Source organism: Gordonia sp. McavH-238-E (genome assembly GCF_022348225.1).
In the GTDB taxonomy this organism is placed as follows: Bacteria; Actinomycetota; Actinomycetes; order Mycobacteriales; family Mycobacteriaceae; genus Gordonia; species Gordonia terrae.
The window spans coordinates 58,614-73,963 of sequence record NZ_JAKRFE010000012.1 but is presented as its reverse complement, the minus strand read 5'-3'; the positions used below and the strand labels follow the sequence as shown (position 1 = coordinate 73,963).

Below are 15,350 nucleotides of genomic sequence, written 5' to 3'. Positions count from 1 at the left end.
CCATCACGACGCTGAAGTGGTGTGGACGGACGACTGCTGGAACTGTCAGACACCGGCCCCGCGCACCATCGCATCACGGACAGCGGAGTGAGTGTGCGGCAACCACATCGCCTGCACGGGGGCTAGCGGCGGATCGTCGAAGGCGACGACACGGACCGCTCCGCCCTGTAGGTCCCCGGGAACGTCGGTGACGAAAGCGCATGCCTCGGGGTATCGCTGGACCGCGGTGAAAGGTGGCGTTCCCTGGATCGGGTTCACGATGAGGGTGGGCTCGAAGCCTTTACGGCGGCAGTAGGAGATGAGGAAGTCGGTGTAGAACGACCGGCGTTCGGGTGCCCAGACCACGATGGGAGTGCCGATGAGGTCGGGCGCACTGACGGAGCTACGGTTGGCGAGGTGATGGTCGGCGACGACCGCGATGCGCAGCTCGTGATAGGCGAACACGGCCGAGGTCAGATTTGCCGGCGAATCGACGCCGCGGCGGAGTGCGACGTCGATCTCGTTGGCGAACAGCAGTTCGTGGAGCTGCCCGGGAAAGACTTGCCGGGCCGTGATCGGCTGGTGCGGCATCGACTCGATTGCGGGGGTGATGAGGTGGTAGACCTCTTCGCCCGAGATGGCGGGAGAGTGCCCGACGACGAAAGGTCTGACCACGCCACGAGCGGACTCGCGAACGTGGGTGAGGAGGGCGCTGTTGCCCGCAAGTAGGGACTTGGCGCCCGAGTAGAGTGCGTTTCCGGCGTCGGTCAGGTGCAACTTGCGCCGGCTGCGATCGAAGACTGCGGCGTCCACCTCGCGCTCGAGCTGACGCATCGACGCGGACAGGGCTTGCTGGGTGAGGTAGAGCTGTTGGGCCGCAGCGGACAATGTGTCGGATTCGACCGCCACCACGAACTGATGGAGTCGTCGCGTATCGATCAATTCGAGGTCTGGTGGTGTCATGAGAATCGATCATACAAGTGTGGTTTGTGATAACACCATGCATTATCGATTGAACTTTGTGCGTTGTGCTCCAACACTGGGGGCATGACCACACAGGAGAAAGCAACAGAATCCACTCGGCTCGATGGCAAGAGCGCTCTCGTAGCGGGCGGCGCGAAGAACCTGGGAAGGCTTGTCGCCCTGGATCTGGCGCGTAGGGGCGCCAACGTGTTCGTCCACTACAACAGCGACGCGACGAAGACAGCTGCAGACGAGACGGTCACAGAGATCCGTGCGCTGGGTGTGGAGGCCGCCGCCTATCAGGGCGACCTCACGACGGCGTCGTCGGTCACAGACTTGTTCGATACCGCGACCAGGGATCTCGGTCGGCTCGACATCGCGATCAACACCGTCGGCAAGGTCTTGCGCAAGCCGATCCTCGAGACCACCGAGGATGAGTACGATGCGATGTTCGCCATCAACTCGAAGGCCGCGTACTTCTTCCTCAAGGAGGCCGGGACGCACCTCGAACGGGGTGGCAAGGTGATCACGATCGTCACGAGCCTGCTCGCCGCCTACACGGACGGGTACTCGACCTACGCGGGTGGCAAGAGCCCGGTGGAGCACTTCAATCGCGCGGCGTCGAAGGAGTTCGCCGACCGTGGCATCTCGGTCAACGCGATCGGACCCGGCCCGATGGACACGCCGTTCTTCTATCCGCAGGAAACGCCCGAGCGCGTCGAGTTCCACAAGTCGCAGGCCATGGGCGATCAGCTGACCAAGATCGAGGACATCGCGCCGATCGTCACGTTCTTGTGCACCGAGGGCTGGTGGATAACCGGACAAACACTCTTTGCCAACGGCGGTTACACCACACGCTGATTCCCACCGACGACGAGAGGAGGCAGTCCATGGTCGACGTACCTGCAGCAGTGCAGCGGTTACTCGACGCCGTCAACAACGGCGACACGGACGCCTTTCTGGCAGCGTTCAGCGTGACCGGTCGTGTCGATGACTGGGGCCGGCTGTTCACCGGTCGTGAGGAGATCAGGCGCTGGAGTGATGCCGAACTCATCGGCAAGCAAGCCACCCTGGCTCCCCTCGCGGCGCTCCGTGACGCCGAAGTGGTCACCATGACCGCCACGGTGGGCGGTCACGGCTTCAACGGCCCTTCGACATTCACATTCACCATCGACGGTGACGAGGTGACCCAGATGACCATCCGCGAATAGCCGTGTACCGGTGAATGGCTGCGCGAGGTCCGGGGTCAGGGGGCGGTGTATTCGGCGGTGCAGTCGTCGTAGGACGTTGCGGTGCTGCCTCGCGTATTCGACACGCTGGCGACCACGGTGACGCGCCCCTTGCCGACGTTCTGGGCGGGGAGCGTGATCGTGGTCGTGCCTGCCTCGACCTGCGCCTCGGTGCGGGAGTCGTAACCGCCGCCGCTGAGCCCGGTGTCGAGATTGCTCCACGTCACTGCGGCGGCCTGGGTGTACGGCGAAGTCGCCACGGACTCGGTGCGGAAGACGAACGTCGTTTTCCCCTCGCCCGCGGACGAGACGCTCACCTGCGCCGATTCGGTTCGCTCGGTGCCGCCCGGTTGGTAGAAGGTGAAGGTACACAGCTCGGATTGCGTGGCCGGAGACAGTGACCCGAGGTCAAGATCGGGCAGGGTCGGCACCGCGCGTGGTGCGGCCTCGGCCAGCGCGGGAAGGCTTCCGATGGCCAGCACAGCGGCTGCTGTGGCGGCGATCCTTGCTCCGGTTTTCGCGAGTTGCATCATCGATCCTCTCCGTTCTTTTCCTTATCCATGCGTGTGTTCACTCAAGCACAGAACTCCCGGCTGATCAGTGTGGCGAACAAGGCGGTTCTTCGCTCGAGTGCGGAATCGAGGCGAGCGGGTAAGGCTGGGCTCAGGTCGCGAGGATTGATTGCGGCCCCTATGACTCAGATCAGCGGGGTCAGGGCCCCGACCACGGTGCCAGCGAGGCGCTCGAGGACGTCAGGAGCGTGACCAACACGATCGCTGCGAGGACCGTTCCCACCGACATCACGACCGTCATCGCACCGATGACGGCCGTGACGACCCGCGTCTCCCGCTTCTGTGGTGCCTCAGTGGTCGAGGTGCGTACCGCCGCGCCGGCCGACAGTGCGAAAAGGGCTGTGTTCACACCGAAGAAGGCGATCGTCACGAGGTTGGCGAGCACGGCGAAGCCGGCCGACACGGGATGGTCGTCGAATCGTGCGAGGACGACCATCCAGGCCGGACTGGCGATCACGACGGCCAGCGCGACCACCAGCACCACGACGACTCTTCTCAGAGCGCGAACCAACTTGTCCGGCACGTCCACCGTCCGCTGTCACGTGGGGGCGATCGTCTACCGGTTCACGGGTCCGTTGTCACATCGAGGGATCGCAGTGCGTGGCCTCCCGCGGTGCGTGCGGCAGGGGGCCGACCACTTCGATCGGGTCATCGGGGTGACCGACCGGATCGAGGAGGCCTCGTCGAGCTTCCGCGCCGAGTGTACGCGTCGCGCACAACGCAATTGACAACGCCGACATTCAGATTCGTTGTGAGCCTCGGTGTTCAGTGCATGGTTGCCGCGATGCTGGTGAGCAACCAGCTCCGTAGGCGCGCCGCGGTCCAGTTCCGCTCGACGGTGAAATAGCGGTAGGTGACGGGGCTGGTGAGATAGCTCAGGATGTCGGCGAACTCGTCGATCCGGGTGTCGGCGATGAGGCCGCGGTGGACGAACCAATGGCACCCGGTGTGCACGTCGTCGAGTCGCCGGAGCTCGGATCGTTCGAGCTGTTCGCCGATGGCGGGGTCGGTGTCGGCCGCCAGCGTCGCCGCGTGCCACAGGTCCGCGATCCGACTGTTCGCCGCGATGATGTGGTCGACGTACCTGCCGATGGCGCGGTCGGTGTCGGAGTCGTTCATGATGGCGACGAACTCCGGGCGCTCGAGCAGCGACACGAACTTCTCGTCACCCGTGAACCCGCGCTCGAGAACAGCCATCATGAGCGACGCCTTCGACCCCGCTTGGTGCACAGTGCCCACAGCGACGCCGGCGTGCTGGGCGATCTGCTGCACTGTGGTTCGCGAGTACCCGTGCTCGACAAACAACGCCTGCGCCGCGTCGAGGATGCGCGTGCGCGTCTGCGCCGCGCTGATCGCGCGCTTACGCGCTGTGTAGGGGCGCTTGGTCACGCCGGCCTCCGCTTGGATCGGACTCCAACAGCATCAATAATAGCGTCGACGACGAACTGGTTGTAGACCCAGATCCTCCGTCGCGGGAACCGAACCGGTCTCGAACTGCAAAGATGAGACCGATCGGTGGAAGATGCGCGGCTTTCCCCTGAATTCGATAGAGTCTGGGTCTATCGAATTGGAGGCGCGATGGCGACCGTTCTGCTGTGTGCCACGCCGCTGGCCGGGCACGTCGGACCGCTCACCAGCGTCGGACGTGTGCTGGCCGAACGGGGCCATGAGGTGATCATGGTGACCGGCTCACGGTTTGCCGACCGGGTTGCCGACGCCGGGCTTGCTCTCGTACCTCTGGGCGGCGCTGCTGATCTCGACGAACGGGATCCCGACAGTTTCACCCCGGACCGGCACCGGTACCGCGGACTGGCGCTGTCGCGCTACCAGGTGGAGCGGACGTTCATCACGCCGCTGCCGGAGCAGGCGGCCGCTGTGGAATCGGTTGTCGGCAGTCGCGCGGTCGACGCGATCCTGTGTGACGGCACCTTCGCCGGCATCATCCCCCTGCTGTCCCGGCCTCCCGGTCGGCGTCCACCCGTCATCGGGATCGGCACCATGCCACTCGCGCAGACGAGCGTCGACGTCGCGCCGTTCAACAGCGGCCTGCCCCCGATGGCCGGTCGGCTGGGACGGGTGCGTAACCGATTGGCCCACACCGCGGTGCGGCGTGTGCTGTTCGCATCCACGCAGAGGTCCGCGCGACGTCTGGTTCGACGCGCCGGGGGCACCCTCGACCACTTCGTCCTCGACATCTCCCGGGCGTTCGACCGGTTCGTTCAGTTGGGGCCGTCCGAATTCGAGTATCCGCGGTCGGATCTCGACCCGAACACGGTCTTCGCGGGTCCGGTGTTCGCGGGGGGCGGTGATGTGGCTGCACCGTCGTGGTGGCCGGAGATGCTCGCCGACGGCCGCCCGGTCGTCCACGTCACCCAGGGCACGCTCGACAACGACGATTTCTCGCAACTGGTCGAACCCGCGGTGGCCGGGCTGGCGGAGCACGATGTCCAGGTCGTCGTCACGACCGGAGGTGCCGACCCGGAACCAGTTCCGCACGAAGCGAATTCGCGGGTCGCGCGGTATCTCGACTACGACGAACTGTTGCCGCGGACGTCGGTCCTGATCACCAACGGAGGCTACGGTGGAGTGCTCCAGGCGTTGCGGGCCGGAGTGCCGGTGATCGTCGCACCGGGCGGAGAGGACAAGCCCGAAGTCGCCGCGAGGGTCGCACACTTCGGGGTCGGGATCGATCTGCGGACCCGACGCCCGACTCCCGAGACCGTCTCCGACGCGGTGCTACGCGTTCTCGCCGACGACGCTGTGACCGACCGGTGCCGGCGGATGGCGCGCGCGATGGCCGAGTACGACACGGCCGCGACCCTGCTCGGCGAGCTCGATCGCGTGATCCGCAGCTGTGACCGAAGCCGCTCGGAGAGTTGAGAGTTCATCCCTCCAGGCATGGCCGAGCGCCGAGCCGACCACCCCCCGACTGCATCGTGACGCCTACCGCAGACAACCCGAAGGAGAACCCGACATGACTGATGCCCGAGCAGTGATCGACGCGCACATCGACGCGTTCAACAATCGCACCCCGGAGAAGGAACCCTGGGCGGCGGACGCCGAATTGGTCTCACCGGGAGGGGTGTTCACCGGTCGCGAGGGCGTCCTCGGTTTCCTCTCGGTTTTTCAGGGTGCATTCTCCGATGGTCGCCTCACTGTCGGCTCATCTGTGATCGACGCCGACAACGCCTCGGTGGAGGGCACTTTCGACGGTGTGCACGACGGAGTGCTGCAGAGTCCGTCGGGTCCGATCGAACCCACCGGGCGAACGGTCTCGTTCCGGTGGAGCGCGACCTACCTTGTGGCGGGATCCCAGTTGCTCTCCGAGCACCTCTACTTCGACCAGCTCGACTTCCTCGGGCAGTTGGGCGTCCTCCCGGGATGAGTGGTGCGTGGCGCCTGGTCGTCCGGCTTCTGTCGACGACGATCGCCGCCGGGATGATCGTCGGGGTCGCGCAGCCGGGGATCGCATCGTCGGCGCCCACGCGGGCGAGCCCGTCGATGGCATGGGTGGTGGGCAGTGCGGCGGTGGGGCACCAGCGCCATGACCTGTGGATCCGCTCGCCCGCGATGGGCCGGGATGTGCCGGTGACCGTGCTGCATCCGGCTCACGCCCGACCCCGCGGCACGCTGTACCTCCTGGACGGCGGCGGTCGCAAGACGGCGGTCAGTGACTGGATCGGCGACGCCCGCGCAGACCGGTACTTCGGCGACAAGGACGTCAACGTGGTCCTGCCCGGCGGTCAAGGCGCCTTCTACACGAACTGGCAGAACGTCGACGCGACCTTCGGCCGTCCGCAGTGGGAGACCTTCCTGACCGTCGAACTCCCGCCGTTGATCGACGGTCGGTTCCACGGCAACGGCAAGAACGCGATCGCCGGGCTCTCGATGGGCGGGCAAGCCGCATTCACCCTCGCGACACGCCGACCCGGGCTCTACACGGGCGTCGGGTCGATCAGCGCATGTCCGTTCACCACCGGTGTGCTGCACGAATCCCAGATCCGTGCCGCGGTGACCCGAGACGGCGGGGACCCCACCAAGATGTGGGGACCGTGGGGGGCGCCGGGATGGGCCGACCACGACCCGGGCCGTCGGCTCCGGGCCCTCACGGGCAAGCGTGTGTTCCTCGCGTCCGGGACCGGCGTGCCCGGCCCTCTCGACCAGGAGACCAGGCTCGACCCGGGTCGCCACCGCGCGGAGAAGATCGCGTCGGGGGCGGTGCTCGAGAGCTCGGTGAACGCGTGCTCGACGGAGTTCGCGCGAGCGATGCGGGCGGACGGTCTGCGGCCCGTCACCCACTTCCGGGCGGTGGGAACCCATGCGTGGCCCTACTGGGCGCAGGACCTGACCGTGATGTACCCCGTGCTCGCGACGGGTCTCTGATCGACCACGAGTGAGTTCCCGCCATTCCGGGTACACCGACCCCCATGGCAGACAACGACCCCGCTCGGAAACCGTTCAATCCGCAGAACCCCGACCCGGCGAGTACACCGGGCCTCGAGCCCGGAGGCGGTGTCGCGCCCGGTGACACCCCGCCCGCCGAATCCGCCGTCGGCGGCGAGGAGCACGAGCCGCCTCAGCGCAGGCGGGCCGGTGGTGTGATCGTCATCGCCATCGCCGCGGTCATCTTCCTGCTGGTCGCGCTCGGCCTGATCGGGCGTGCGGTCGGACTGTTCTAGGCGCGAACCCCGCGTCCCTCACCGCGCCGCGGAGGTCTCGACGCCGCGGCGCCACCACAAGGCCAGCCCCACCTCGACCATTCCGACCACGAACATCACCGGCTGTAGGAAGAAGAACACCTGGAGCAGCGCGAGCTGGAGGACGATCCACGCGATCAGCGATCCGCCGGCGAGCAGGCCGCCGAGGACGCCAAGACGAGCGGGTGCGGAGGGCACGGCGATCGCCGCGACCGCGACGAGGTGCGGGATCGCGATCACGGCGATCAGCGCGATCCCGGGACCGGTCCACGTGGTGAACGGCGTGTTGTGCAGCCACTCCCGCGACATCGCCCACTGGTCGCCGATGAGAGCCAGCCCGCCGGCGACGGCCGCGAATGCGACAACGGCCTCGACGACCGCGAGCGCCCAGGCGGCAACCGTCCGTCGGTTGGCGAGCCGGTGATTGCCGTCGCCGGAGATGTCAGAGGTCGTGGTCACGCTCCACAGTCTCTCGCAGATGGGGCGTCGTGTCGTGAGGCGAAAGACATCATGGATTCATGTCCGGGCGTGGAGAGCTCAGGGTCGCACCCACCCGTCGTTCATCAATTCGACGAGCAGTTGGGCCTTGTTCCCGATCGGCCGCCCGGCTTCCTCGTAACGTCGCGCAACTCGCCGATAGTGTTCGCGCACGGTGCTTTCCGCGATCTCGTGGACGCGCGACGTCTGACGCAGCGTGGCCCCGAGCGTATAGGTCTGCAGGATCTCCAGCTCTCGGTCGGTGAGTCGTACCCGGTTCGCGAGCTCGGGCGGGGACTGCGGCGTCGGGGGTCCCGCGACCTTTGCCAACGCCCGCTGGAGCGCCTCCTCGGCGCTCGCGGCGCGGGGGGAGATCCGGATGTGCTCGAACCCCGCGACCCCGCTGCCGACGAAGATGACCCGGATCGAACGCAACGCCGGCACGCGGCGGACGAACCCGAGCATCGCGGCGGACCGGACCAGGATCGCTGCCGGGTTCCGCAGCGCGGCGAGCTGAGCGGGCTCGACGACGGTCGCCTCGTATCCGGCACTCTCGACGAGCGCGACCAGGGCGGCGTCGAAGATGTCGCCCTCGGCGACGACGGCCGTGACGCGCGGTGCCGGGCCCGAGGTCACGGCGAGTTCGGGGCGAGGCGTCTGCGACCCCCGCCCGATGGGCATGCTGTCGGATGATGGGGCCGATCGGCGGACGTCGTTCAGGGGTACGGACACAGGCCGGCTCTCCTCGTCGACTTCGTTTCGAACCGCGCGAGTCCGATGTGGACGTCGGCGGGGTTCCTTCGGGTGATCGACCTGGCTCGCGATCGGACGCCGAGAATGTGCATTTCCCGAACGTCGACTTCTCCAGCCTACGAAGTTGAGACGATTTGTCACCGGTATCTCGGACCGGATGTGGGCTCATCCGGGTAAATACGTACGCACTCGGTGAAAAACATGCGTAATCGCGCACACCACCACCGGTTCGAGCATGATCATGCTGTGCCGAACCATTTGCGGGTACTGATCGCTTCGCCGCTGGGGCACGTGATCGCCGTGCCGCTGGCCAAGTCGCTCGATCAGGCCACGGTGACCGTTGCCGCGGGTCGGGATGAGTTCGTCCACTGCGTCGCCGGCAACGTGCGATTCGATGTCGTGGTCGCGGATCTGGTCTGGAATCGGCCCGATGTGGAGTGGACCTTCGATGGACTCGACGTCATCGACGTCCTCGACGAGCACGATCGGCACGCCCCGGTCGTCCTGGTGACCCAGGGCCTCGGCATGGAACAGGATCATCTCGACGAGGCGCGACTGCGGGACGAGGTGGTGGGCATCATCGCCAGGTCCGACGGATTCGCCACGCTGGTCGGCGTCGTGCGATCGGTGGCCCTCGGTCAGGGGTTGCCGGACAAGACGCCCGACGGGCCACACCCACCGCTCTACGAGCTGTTCACCGGGCGGCGCGGCCACACCGCAGGTCGACTCGCCGGGGCGATCGCCTCGGGCAGCGCGTCGGACAACTCATCACTCGCCCGGGTGGCGACCGTGTCGCCGAACACCGCCAACAAGGTGACGAGTCACTACCTCGGGCCGATCATCGTCGATCGCGGTGAGCACGAGGCATCGTTGCCGATGACACAGGCCGCCGTCTACCGGTGGTGTGGCCTGCACGCCCGGTACCTGATCAGCTGGTGCCGACGCCACGGGCATTCCGATGTCCTCGGGCCAACGCCCGCGTGATCAGCGTGCGTGGACTCGGGCGTCCCGGCTCTCGTCCAAGCCGCTCCGCTCGCCGAACCACCGCAGGATCTCGACACCGGCGAGGGCCCCGGTCTCGGCCGTGATCGTGAGCCCCGGCGCCGACCACCCGAGCGACTCCAGTTCACCGTGCCGGGGGCGGATGGCGTGATCGGCGGCGAGCAACAGATCGGTGTCGAGCCAGCCGTCGCCGGCCGCGCAGAGGGTCGCCGAGTCGTCGAGCGTCCCGTCCTCGATGAGCCTGCGCCGGACCTCGGCGATCGCCGCCGACTTGGTCACCGGCTGCGGGGTCGAGTAGATCTTCCGGCCCTGCTGGGATGCTGTCCAGCCCCGCGCGTCACACCACGCCTGCCATCGCTCGAGGAACTCCGGTGGCTGGGCAGACGGGTCGACGACGAGGTAGCAGAAGAGATCGTCGGCCGTACGCAACGCCGTGACCCAGGAGTCGTCGATGCGTGTGCGGAGCTCGTCCCGGACCTGCTCGAGGGTGGCGCCCGCACGGGTCACCTCTCGGTCGATGTGCGCACGCCACCGGGGATCGTCGTCGCCGTCGACGAGGATCCGACCACCGTTGCTGACCACGGCGTGGCGGAACGGTCTGCCCGGCAGGGCGATTCGCGCGTACTGCGCCGGGGTGCGGGTGGTCGTCGGTACGACGACGGCCTCGTGCGCCAGCCGGGTCATCAGCTCGACGGCGGTCTGGGTCATGTACGACAGCGGCGCATCACGGTAGATCTCGACGCACACCGTCTCCAGGGTCGCGAACTGCTCCTCGCCCATCGCAGCGCGGGAGTAGATCATGGTCCGGTCGAGATCCGTGGCGACCAGGGCGTTCACGAGTCCTCCTTGATGAGCCCGACACACGAGTATGCGAGATCCGGCGAGACTTCCACGGGCACACCCCGTTCGGCGGCGAGGAGCCGGATGTGACGGTGCTCGGGCAGGTCGTCGGCGCGTACCAGGATCCGCCATGGCACGCGGCGCAACAGGACTCGCGTCGTCTCGCCGACACCGGGCTTGACCAGGTTGATCGATGACAAACCGTACTCGGCCTGGATTCGCTCGACGGACCGCCAGCCGGACCAGTCGGGCCGGCGCGGCTCGGGCGTCATCGATGCGATCGTCGTCTGCACCCGGTCGGCCACCGCGTCGAACTCCGCACTGACGGTGTCGAGGAACACTCCCGAGACATCGAAGTCGGTGAGATGACGATAGAACTTGGCGCCGTGGAACTCGCCGGGGCCGATGTGGTCGGCATTCAGGACGGTGCGCGAGACCAGGCCGGACACAGTCGAATTCAGACAGGCGGACGCGATGAGGAAGTCGTCTCTGGTCCCGTACAGGGTCGTGCAGGAACCGGGATCGGCCAGGACCGCGAGTTCGTCGTGCAATCGCGGCCGGCCGGCCCGCGCGTACTGGTCGACGGCGGCGGTGAGTTCGCGCTGGATGGCGCCCTTGCCGGTCCAACCGTCGACGAAGACGACCGACTCGGCCGGGTGACGTGCCACGATGTGATCGAGTGCCACGGTGTCGATCCCGCGGCCGCGGACGATCGAGATCGTGTAGTGCCGGGGTTCGACGCCGTGGACGGCGAGCATCCATCGTCGGATCAGGATGCCGATCGGGGTCCCCGCTCGGGCGAGCGATACCAGCGTCGGAGCGGAGTGACGCTCGGCCAGGATGAGTTCGGCCACGACGCCGACCGCCTCGGCGAGGCGCTGAGCCGAGGATCGCAGGGTCGCGTGGAACAACTCCTGGTACTCGTGTCCCGGCTGATACTCGATCGGCAGGGATTCGGCGTAATGCGCCTGCCCGGATTGGATACGGCGTTCCCGTTCGTGCAGTTCACCTTCCAGCGCCACATCGGACAAGTCCTTCAGCAGCCAGGTGACCTCGTCGGCCCCGTACGAACCGAACTCCGGTCCGCACAGTGGTGGTGTGGCGGCGGCGATGTCCATCAGCGCACCGCCTCCCGCGCTTGCGTCAGCGAACGCTGGGGGGTCTCGGGCAGAACGGCCAGGACGACCGGATGTCCGGCGGCGGTGAGCACGTCCACGAGTCCGCCGGGTGCACGCAACTCGTCGGTGTCGGCCGGTGTGTCGATCACGAGTACGACCTGGGGGTCGGGGTGTTCGACGGAGGACACGTTGTAGACGAACCGAGGGGTGGCCGGGTCGGATTCTGGTGCGATGAACCGGAATCCGCGGCGGAGCGGGTACCCCGGGACGTCGTGCACCTGGGCCGGTGATCTCGTCGTGGTCTGATACGCGGTGGCGAAACCGCGACGCTCCAGCGCCTCGGCGATGCACAGCGGCGCGTACATGAGCTCCTCATGCCCGATCACGACGACCGGACGCCGCGGATCGAGGTGTGCCGCCACGGTGTCCGCGGAATCGGCCGCGGCTCGGTGGAAGTGCGTCGAGTCGGCGCGGAGGATTCCGTGCCGGCCTCCGTCGGGAACCGTCCGGGGCCAGTCGAGTGAGACCGCGACCTGGTCGCCGCGGCGGGGTGCCACCGGATTGAGATCGTCGGACTCGAGCTCCCACACGTCCTCGAGGAGGGTCGGCGGAAGCGAGACAGATCCGTGGGCGAGTGACACATAGGCGATCTCGGCACCCGATTCCGCTGCAAAGGACTCGCATTCGGACTTCTGGGCTGCGGTTCGCATGTCCACCAGGGACGCCACGACGAACCGTGTGCGGGGCCGGTCGGCGACGATGGCCTCGATGGCGCCGAGTGCGGTCTTCCCGGTCGAGACCTCGTCGTCGACCAGGATCAGCACCTCCTGCGGCGTCGTCGCGTCGAGGAAAGTGGGATCGCTGGGCTGCAGCAGGTGCGTCGTCGCATGCGAGTGCCCTTCCTCGAAGGTGCCCGACACCGTCACGCCGCGTCGTCGGCGCCGCGTCGAATGCAGATAGCGTGACGCGGAGATTCGCTCGGCCACACAGTGTCCGAGACCCGTCGCGGTCTCGGCGAAACCGAACACGACCGCATCGCGCGCCGCATCCGCCCCGATCTCGGCGATGATCGCCGCGCCGAGGTCATCGGCGGCGCGGCGGACGATCGCCGGCGATGTCGGGATGTGTTTGCCCAGGACGGTCGAGACCAGCAGATGCGCACGGCGTCGATTGTGGCGCAACCCGAGTGAGACGAGATCGTGCACGGTGTGTACGCGGGGAGCGTCGTCGGCGGCGACGATCTCGACACCGAAACGCGCGGTCACCCAGTCGACACCGACGGCGCCGGGGTCGCTCATGAGGCCGCCGATCCGGGCGAGGCGAGCGCGGTGAGCAGGTCGACGAAGGAGACTCCCTGCCGGGTCACCCCGAAGGCGGCAGCGCGGTCGACGATACGCAGCGCCCAGTTGCGGTGCGGCTTCAGCTCGTTCATCTTGTTGCGGTACGACGAGGCCCGTACCCCGCCGGACTCCCCGGCCAGGATGTCGAGTGCATCGTGATACTCCTCATGGGTCACCGCCGACAGTGCGTGCACCGCCGCGACGTGCGCCGGATGGATGACCGTCTTGCCGTGCAGCCCGTTGGCGCGGTCCAGGGTGATCTCGCGCAAGAGGCCGTCCATGTCGCGGCTGACCAGTTGCTGCCGGAAGTAGACGGCGTCGTTCTCGCGAAAGGGCGTGTGCCGCAACAGAGGCTGGAACATGCGTTCGTGATCCGCGAAGTACTCCCAGACCGGGCCGGTCACGACGAAGCCGCTCTCGTCGCTGCGGCCGAGATGATTGACGATGCCGGCGATCACGTCGGCAGCCACCCGGACGTCGTAGATGGTCAGGTCCCGATCCCGGCGGATGCCGAAGTAGCCACAGATGTCGGTGGCCCCGATGCGAACCGCCAGCACGTGGTCCCGGTGTTCGCCGAGCAGCGACGCCAGGGCGGTCAGTTCGTCGTCGCGGGTCTCGCGGTGCACGACCGACGCCGACTCGAGGACCGGCATCACCCAGAGGTGCCTGCCGAGGATCTCGCTCGCCCGGGTCACCGCGTCGAGGGCCGCGGCCGCGGTGTCCGAGGCGAACTTCGGGATGACGAACCCGGTGAGCACCGAGGGGGTGCTCAGGGCCTCGGCGATGGGCACGATCCGATCGGCCGAACGCGGCCGGACGAACAGCAGCATCGGCCGGCCCGGGTTCTCGGCGATGCTGCGCAATGCGGCCACGGCATGGTCGATCGCCTCGGCCTCCTCGTCGTCGGCGACCGCGTCCTCGAGGTCGATGACCATCGAGATGACCCCCTCGGCGCGTCGTCGGCGGATGACGTCGGCGAGATCGGGGCGGGTCGCCGGGACATACAGGGTGGCACCGAGGGCGACCGCGAGACGCTGGGCGGGCCAGGTCGGCTCGATCGGCTCGGGCTGCCGGTAGAACAGGTGCTCGGCGACCGACGGCTCCAGGTGGTCGAAGTGCCGGATCGTACCGGGCTCGAGACCGGTGGCGTCGTGTCGTGCAGTGGTGGTCATCCTGCGGCCACCTGTCCTCTCATCCGCGAAACGATCTCGGTGATCCGGTCGTCCACCGCACGCAGCTGGGTCAGATAGCTCCAGTAGTCGGGGTGGATGCGGTCGAGCTCCCCCTCGGCGCGCTCGATCCGGTCGGCCTGAGCATCGAGGACCGAACCCCATTCGTCAACCAGAGTGTGGTTCACGGCGAAGAGCTGGGCGTCACGCAGACGGAAGCGCACCCGCTGCTCGGCGCCCTTGGGGTCGGCCCGGACCTCCCGCAGCAGGCGCAGCCGGTCGAGCACCGCGTCGACGGCCTTCTCGGCCACCGCCAGGTCGTCGCGGGCCGCATCGGCGCGATCGATGGCCTGGTCGGGGGCGTCGGCGACCATCGAGCGTGCGGCCGCCAGCTCGGCGTCGGCATGCACGAGTCGCTCGTCGACGACCGTGCCGTTGCGCTGGAGATCGAGAGAACAGTCGGCACTGAACTCCCGGCGCAGGGCCGACAGCGTGTCGGGGACCTGCGTGCTGCGGGTCGACACCGCGCTGCGGCGGGTTTCCACCGAACGGATGACCTGCTGTGCCCGCTCGGCGAACGCGGGCGCTTCGGCCAGCAGTTGTTCGAGGCGCCGCGCCGCGCCGAGTACGGCCGCCGCGGCGGACTGCCGTTCGCGCAGGCCCGTGCCCTGGTCGAAACCCGCGAGCGCCCGCGCGAGTTCATCGGTGGCTTCCGACACCGACTGCAGCCGCGCCACCGCCGGGGTCGCGCCCTCCAGGGCGGTCATCGCCCGGTTGGCCGCCACCCGGGCTTCGTGGTCCTGGGCGTCGGCGGCGCGCATCGTGGCCCGCGCCCGTTCGAGGGTGCCGGCGTTGGTCTGGGCGAAGTCGCGCATCGACGCGGTGATCGCCCGCAACGCCTGCGTCGAGCGCTCGAGATCCTGCGGGGCGACACGTGTGCCGGTGGGCGGCGACACCAGGCTGAGATAGTCCGACGTCGCCTGGGCGTGCTGCTCACGGAGTTCCGACCACACAGTGCGAAGCCGCGATCGCGGGTCCAGGGTGGCGGTCACACCGACGGCCGGATCGATCTCGGCCAGGACGGATTCGGACTCCAGGAACGCCGCTGTCATTTGTTCCGATGATGCAGGTGGTGCGGAATTCGTGCGTGAATCGTTCCCGAACCATCGACGTACGAAGTTTCCGGGCACCACACGATGCTATCGGCTATT

Annotated in this window: 18 protein-coding genes; 7 read left to right on the top strand and 11 right to left on the bottom strand. The window is 67.6% G+C overall.

The window, feature by feature from the left end; genetic code table 11:
• Window positions 1-45 precede the first annotated feature (45 nt).
• Window positions 46-942, bottom strand: a complete 897-nt coding sequence (locus MHN80_RS18780) for a LysR family transcriptional regulator (protein WP_239402976.1) — start codon at window positions 940-942, stop codon at window positions 46-48.
• An 84-nt stretch (window positions 943-1,026) separates the two neighbouring features.
• Here MHN80_RS18780 and MHN80_RS18775 point away from each other — a divergent pair, with 84 nt between their 5' ends.
• Both MHN80_RS18775 and MHN80_RS18770 read left to right on the top strand, forming a co-directional pair.
• The gene (locus MHN80_RS18775; protein WP_086536017.1) at window positions 1,027-1,803 is read left to right on the top strand and encodes an SDR family oxidoreductase; all 777 of its coding nucleotides are present in this window, start codon (window positions 1,027-1,029) and stop codon (window positions 1,801-1,803) included.
• Between the two features lie 29 nt (window positions 1,804-1,832).
• Window positions 1,833-2,153 carry a nuclear transport factor 2 family protein gene (locus tag MHN80_RS18770; protein WP_239402975.1) on the top strand — a complete coding sequence of 107 codons (321 nt, stop codon included), beginning with the start codon at window positions 1,833-1,835 and terminating at the stop codon, window positions 2,151-2,153.
• Between the two features lie 35 nt (window positions 2,154-2,188).
• On the opposite strand, the gene MHN80_RS18765 is transcribed toward MHN80_RS18770, so the two are convergent.
• From MHN80_RS18765 to MHN80_RS18755, 3 genes are all read right to left on the bottom strand, one after another.
• A complete protein-coding gene (locus tag MHN80_RS18765) occupies window positions 2,189-2,701 on the bottom strand; it encodes a hypothetical protein (protein ID WP_239402974.1) in 513 nt (170 codons plus the stop codon).
• A gap of 181 nt (window positions 2,702-2,882) precedes the next feature.
• Entirely contained in the window at window positions 2,883-3,266 is a 384-nt protein-coding gene (locus MHN80_RS18760) for a hypothetical protein (protein ID WP_239402973.1), read from the bottom strand.
• A 242-nt stretch (window positions 3,267-3,508) separates the two neighbouring features.
• A complete protein-coding gene (locus tag MHN80_RS18755; RefSeq protein ID WP_239402972.1) occupies window positions 3,509-4,132 on the bottom strand; it encodes a TetR/AcrR family transcriptional regulator in 624 nt (207 codons plus the stop codon).
• A gap of 189 nt (window positions 4,133-4,321) precedes the next feature.
• On the opposite strand from MHN80_RS18755, the gene MHN80_RS18750 reads away from it, so the two are divergent.
• The 4 genes from MHN80_RS18750 to MHN80_RS18735 all read left to right on the top strand — a co-directional run bounded on the left by MHN80_RS18750 (window position 4,322) and on the right by MHN80_RS18735 (window position 7,422).
• On the top strand, window positions 4,322-5,623 hold the full coding sequence (locus MHN80_RS18750; protein ID WP_239402971.1) for a nucleotide disphospho-sugar-binding domain-containing protein: 1,302 nt from the start codon (window positions 4,322-4,324) through the stop codon (window positions 5,621-5,623).
• Between the two features lie 94 nt (window positions 5,624-5,717).
• The gene (locus MHN80_RS18745; RefSeq protein WP_239402970.1) at window positions 5,718-6,128 is read left to right on the top strand and encodes an ester cyclase; all 411 of its coding nucleotides are present in this window, start codon (window positions 5,718-5,720) and stop codon (window positions 6,126-6,128) included.
• Window positions 6,125-7,126 (top strand): alpha/beta hydrolase family protein, encoded by a 1,002-nt coding sequence (locus MHN80_RS18740; protein ID WP_239402969.1) that lies wholly within the window; start codon window positions 6,125-6,127, stop codon window positions 7,124-7,126. Before MHN80_RS18745 ends, MHN80_RS18740 begins: the two co-directional genes overlap by 4 nt.
• Window positions 7,127-7,170: 44 nt before the next feature.
• Window positions 7,171-7,422 (top strand): DUF6480 family protein, encoded by a 252-nt coding sequence (locus MHN80_RS18735; RefSeq protein WP_033204173.1) that lies wholly within the window; start codon window positions 7,171-7,173, stop codon window positions 7,420-7,422.
• 18 nt (window positions 7,423-7,440) lie between these two features.
• On the opposite strand, the gene MHN80_RS18730 is transcribed toward MHN80_RS18735, so the two are convergent.
• Both MHN80_RS18730 and MHN80_RS18725 read right to left on the bottom strand, forming a co-directional pair.
• A complete protein-coding gene (locus MHN80_RS18730; protein ID WP_239402968.1) occupies window positions 7,441-7,899 on the bottom strand; it encodes a hypothetical protein in 459 nt (152 codons plus the stop codon).
• A 78-nt stretch (window positions 7,900-7,977) separates the two neighbouring features.
• Complete coding sequence (locus tag MHN80_RS18725; protein WP_374206391.1) at window positions 7,978-8,649, bottom strand: helix-turn-helix transcriptional regulator; 672 nt, start codon at window positions 8,647-8,649, stop codon at window positions 7,978-7,980.
• A gap of 267 nt (window positions 8,650-8,916) precedes the next feature.
• Between MHN80_RS18725 and MHN80_RS18720 the strand changes: the two genes are divergently transcribed.
• Complete coding sequence (locus MHN80_RS18720) at window positions 8,917-9,654, top strand: response regulator (protein WP_239402966.1); 738 nt, start codon at window positions 8,917-8,919, stop codon at window positions 9,652-9,654.
• On the opposite strand, the gene MHN80_RS18715 is transcribed toward MHN80_RS18720, so the two are convergent.
• The 5 genes from MHN80_RS18715 to MHN80_RS18695 are packed head-to-tail and all read right to left on the bottom strand — an operon-like array spanning window position 9,655 to window position 15,251.
• The gene (locus MHN80_RS18715; RefSeq protein ID WP_239402965.1) at window positions 9,655-10,509 is read right to left on the bottom strand and encodes an HAD family hydrolase; all 855 of its coding nucleotides are present in this window, start codon (window positions 10,507-10,509) and stop codon (window positions 9,655-9,657) included.
• Entirely contained in the window at window positions 10,506-11,630 is a 1,125-nt protein-coding gene (locus MHN80_RS18710) for a cysteine protease StiP family protein (protein ID WP_239402964.1), read from the bottom strand. Before MHN80_RS18710 ends, MHN80_RS18715 begins: the two co-directional genes overlap by 4 nt.
• A complete protein-coding gene (locus MHN80_RS18705) occupies window positions 11,630-12,928 on the bottom strand; it encodes a phosphoribosyltransferase family protein (protein WP_239402963.1) in 1,299 nt (432 codons plus the stop codon). Before MHN80_RS18705 ends, MHN80_RS18710 begins: the two co-directional genes overlap by 1 nt.
• Window positions 12,925-14,142 (bottom strand): HpcH/HpaI aldolase/citrate lyase family protein, encoded by a 1,218-nt coding sequence (locus MHN80_RS18700; protein ID WP_004021129.1) that lies wholly within the window; start codon window positions 14,140-14,142, stop codon window positions 12,925-12,927. Before MHN80_RS18700 ends, MHN80_RS18705 begins: the two co-directional genes overlap by 4 nt.
• On the bottom strand, window positions 14,139-15,251 hold the full coding sequence (locus MHN80_RS18695; RefSeq protein WP_239402962.1) for a hypothetical protein: 1,113 nt from the start codon (window positions 15,249-15,251) through the stop codon (window positions 14,139-14,141). The genes MHN80_RS18700 and MHN80_RS18695 overlap by 4 nt, the downstream gene beginning before the upstream one ends.
• Window positions 15,252-15,350: the final 99 nt, after the last annotated feature.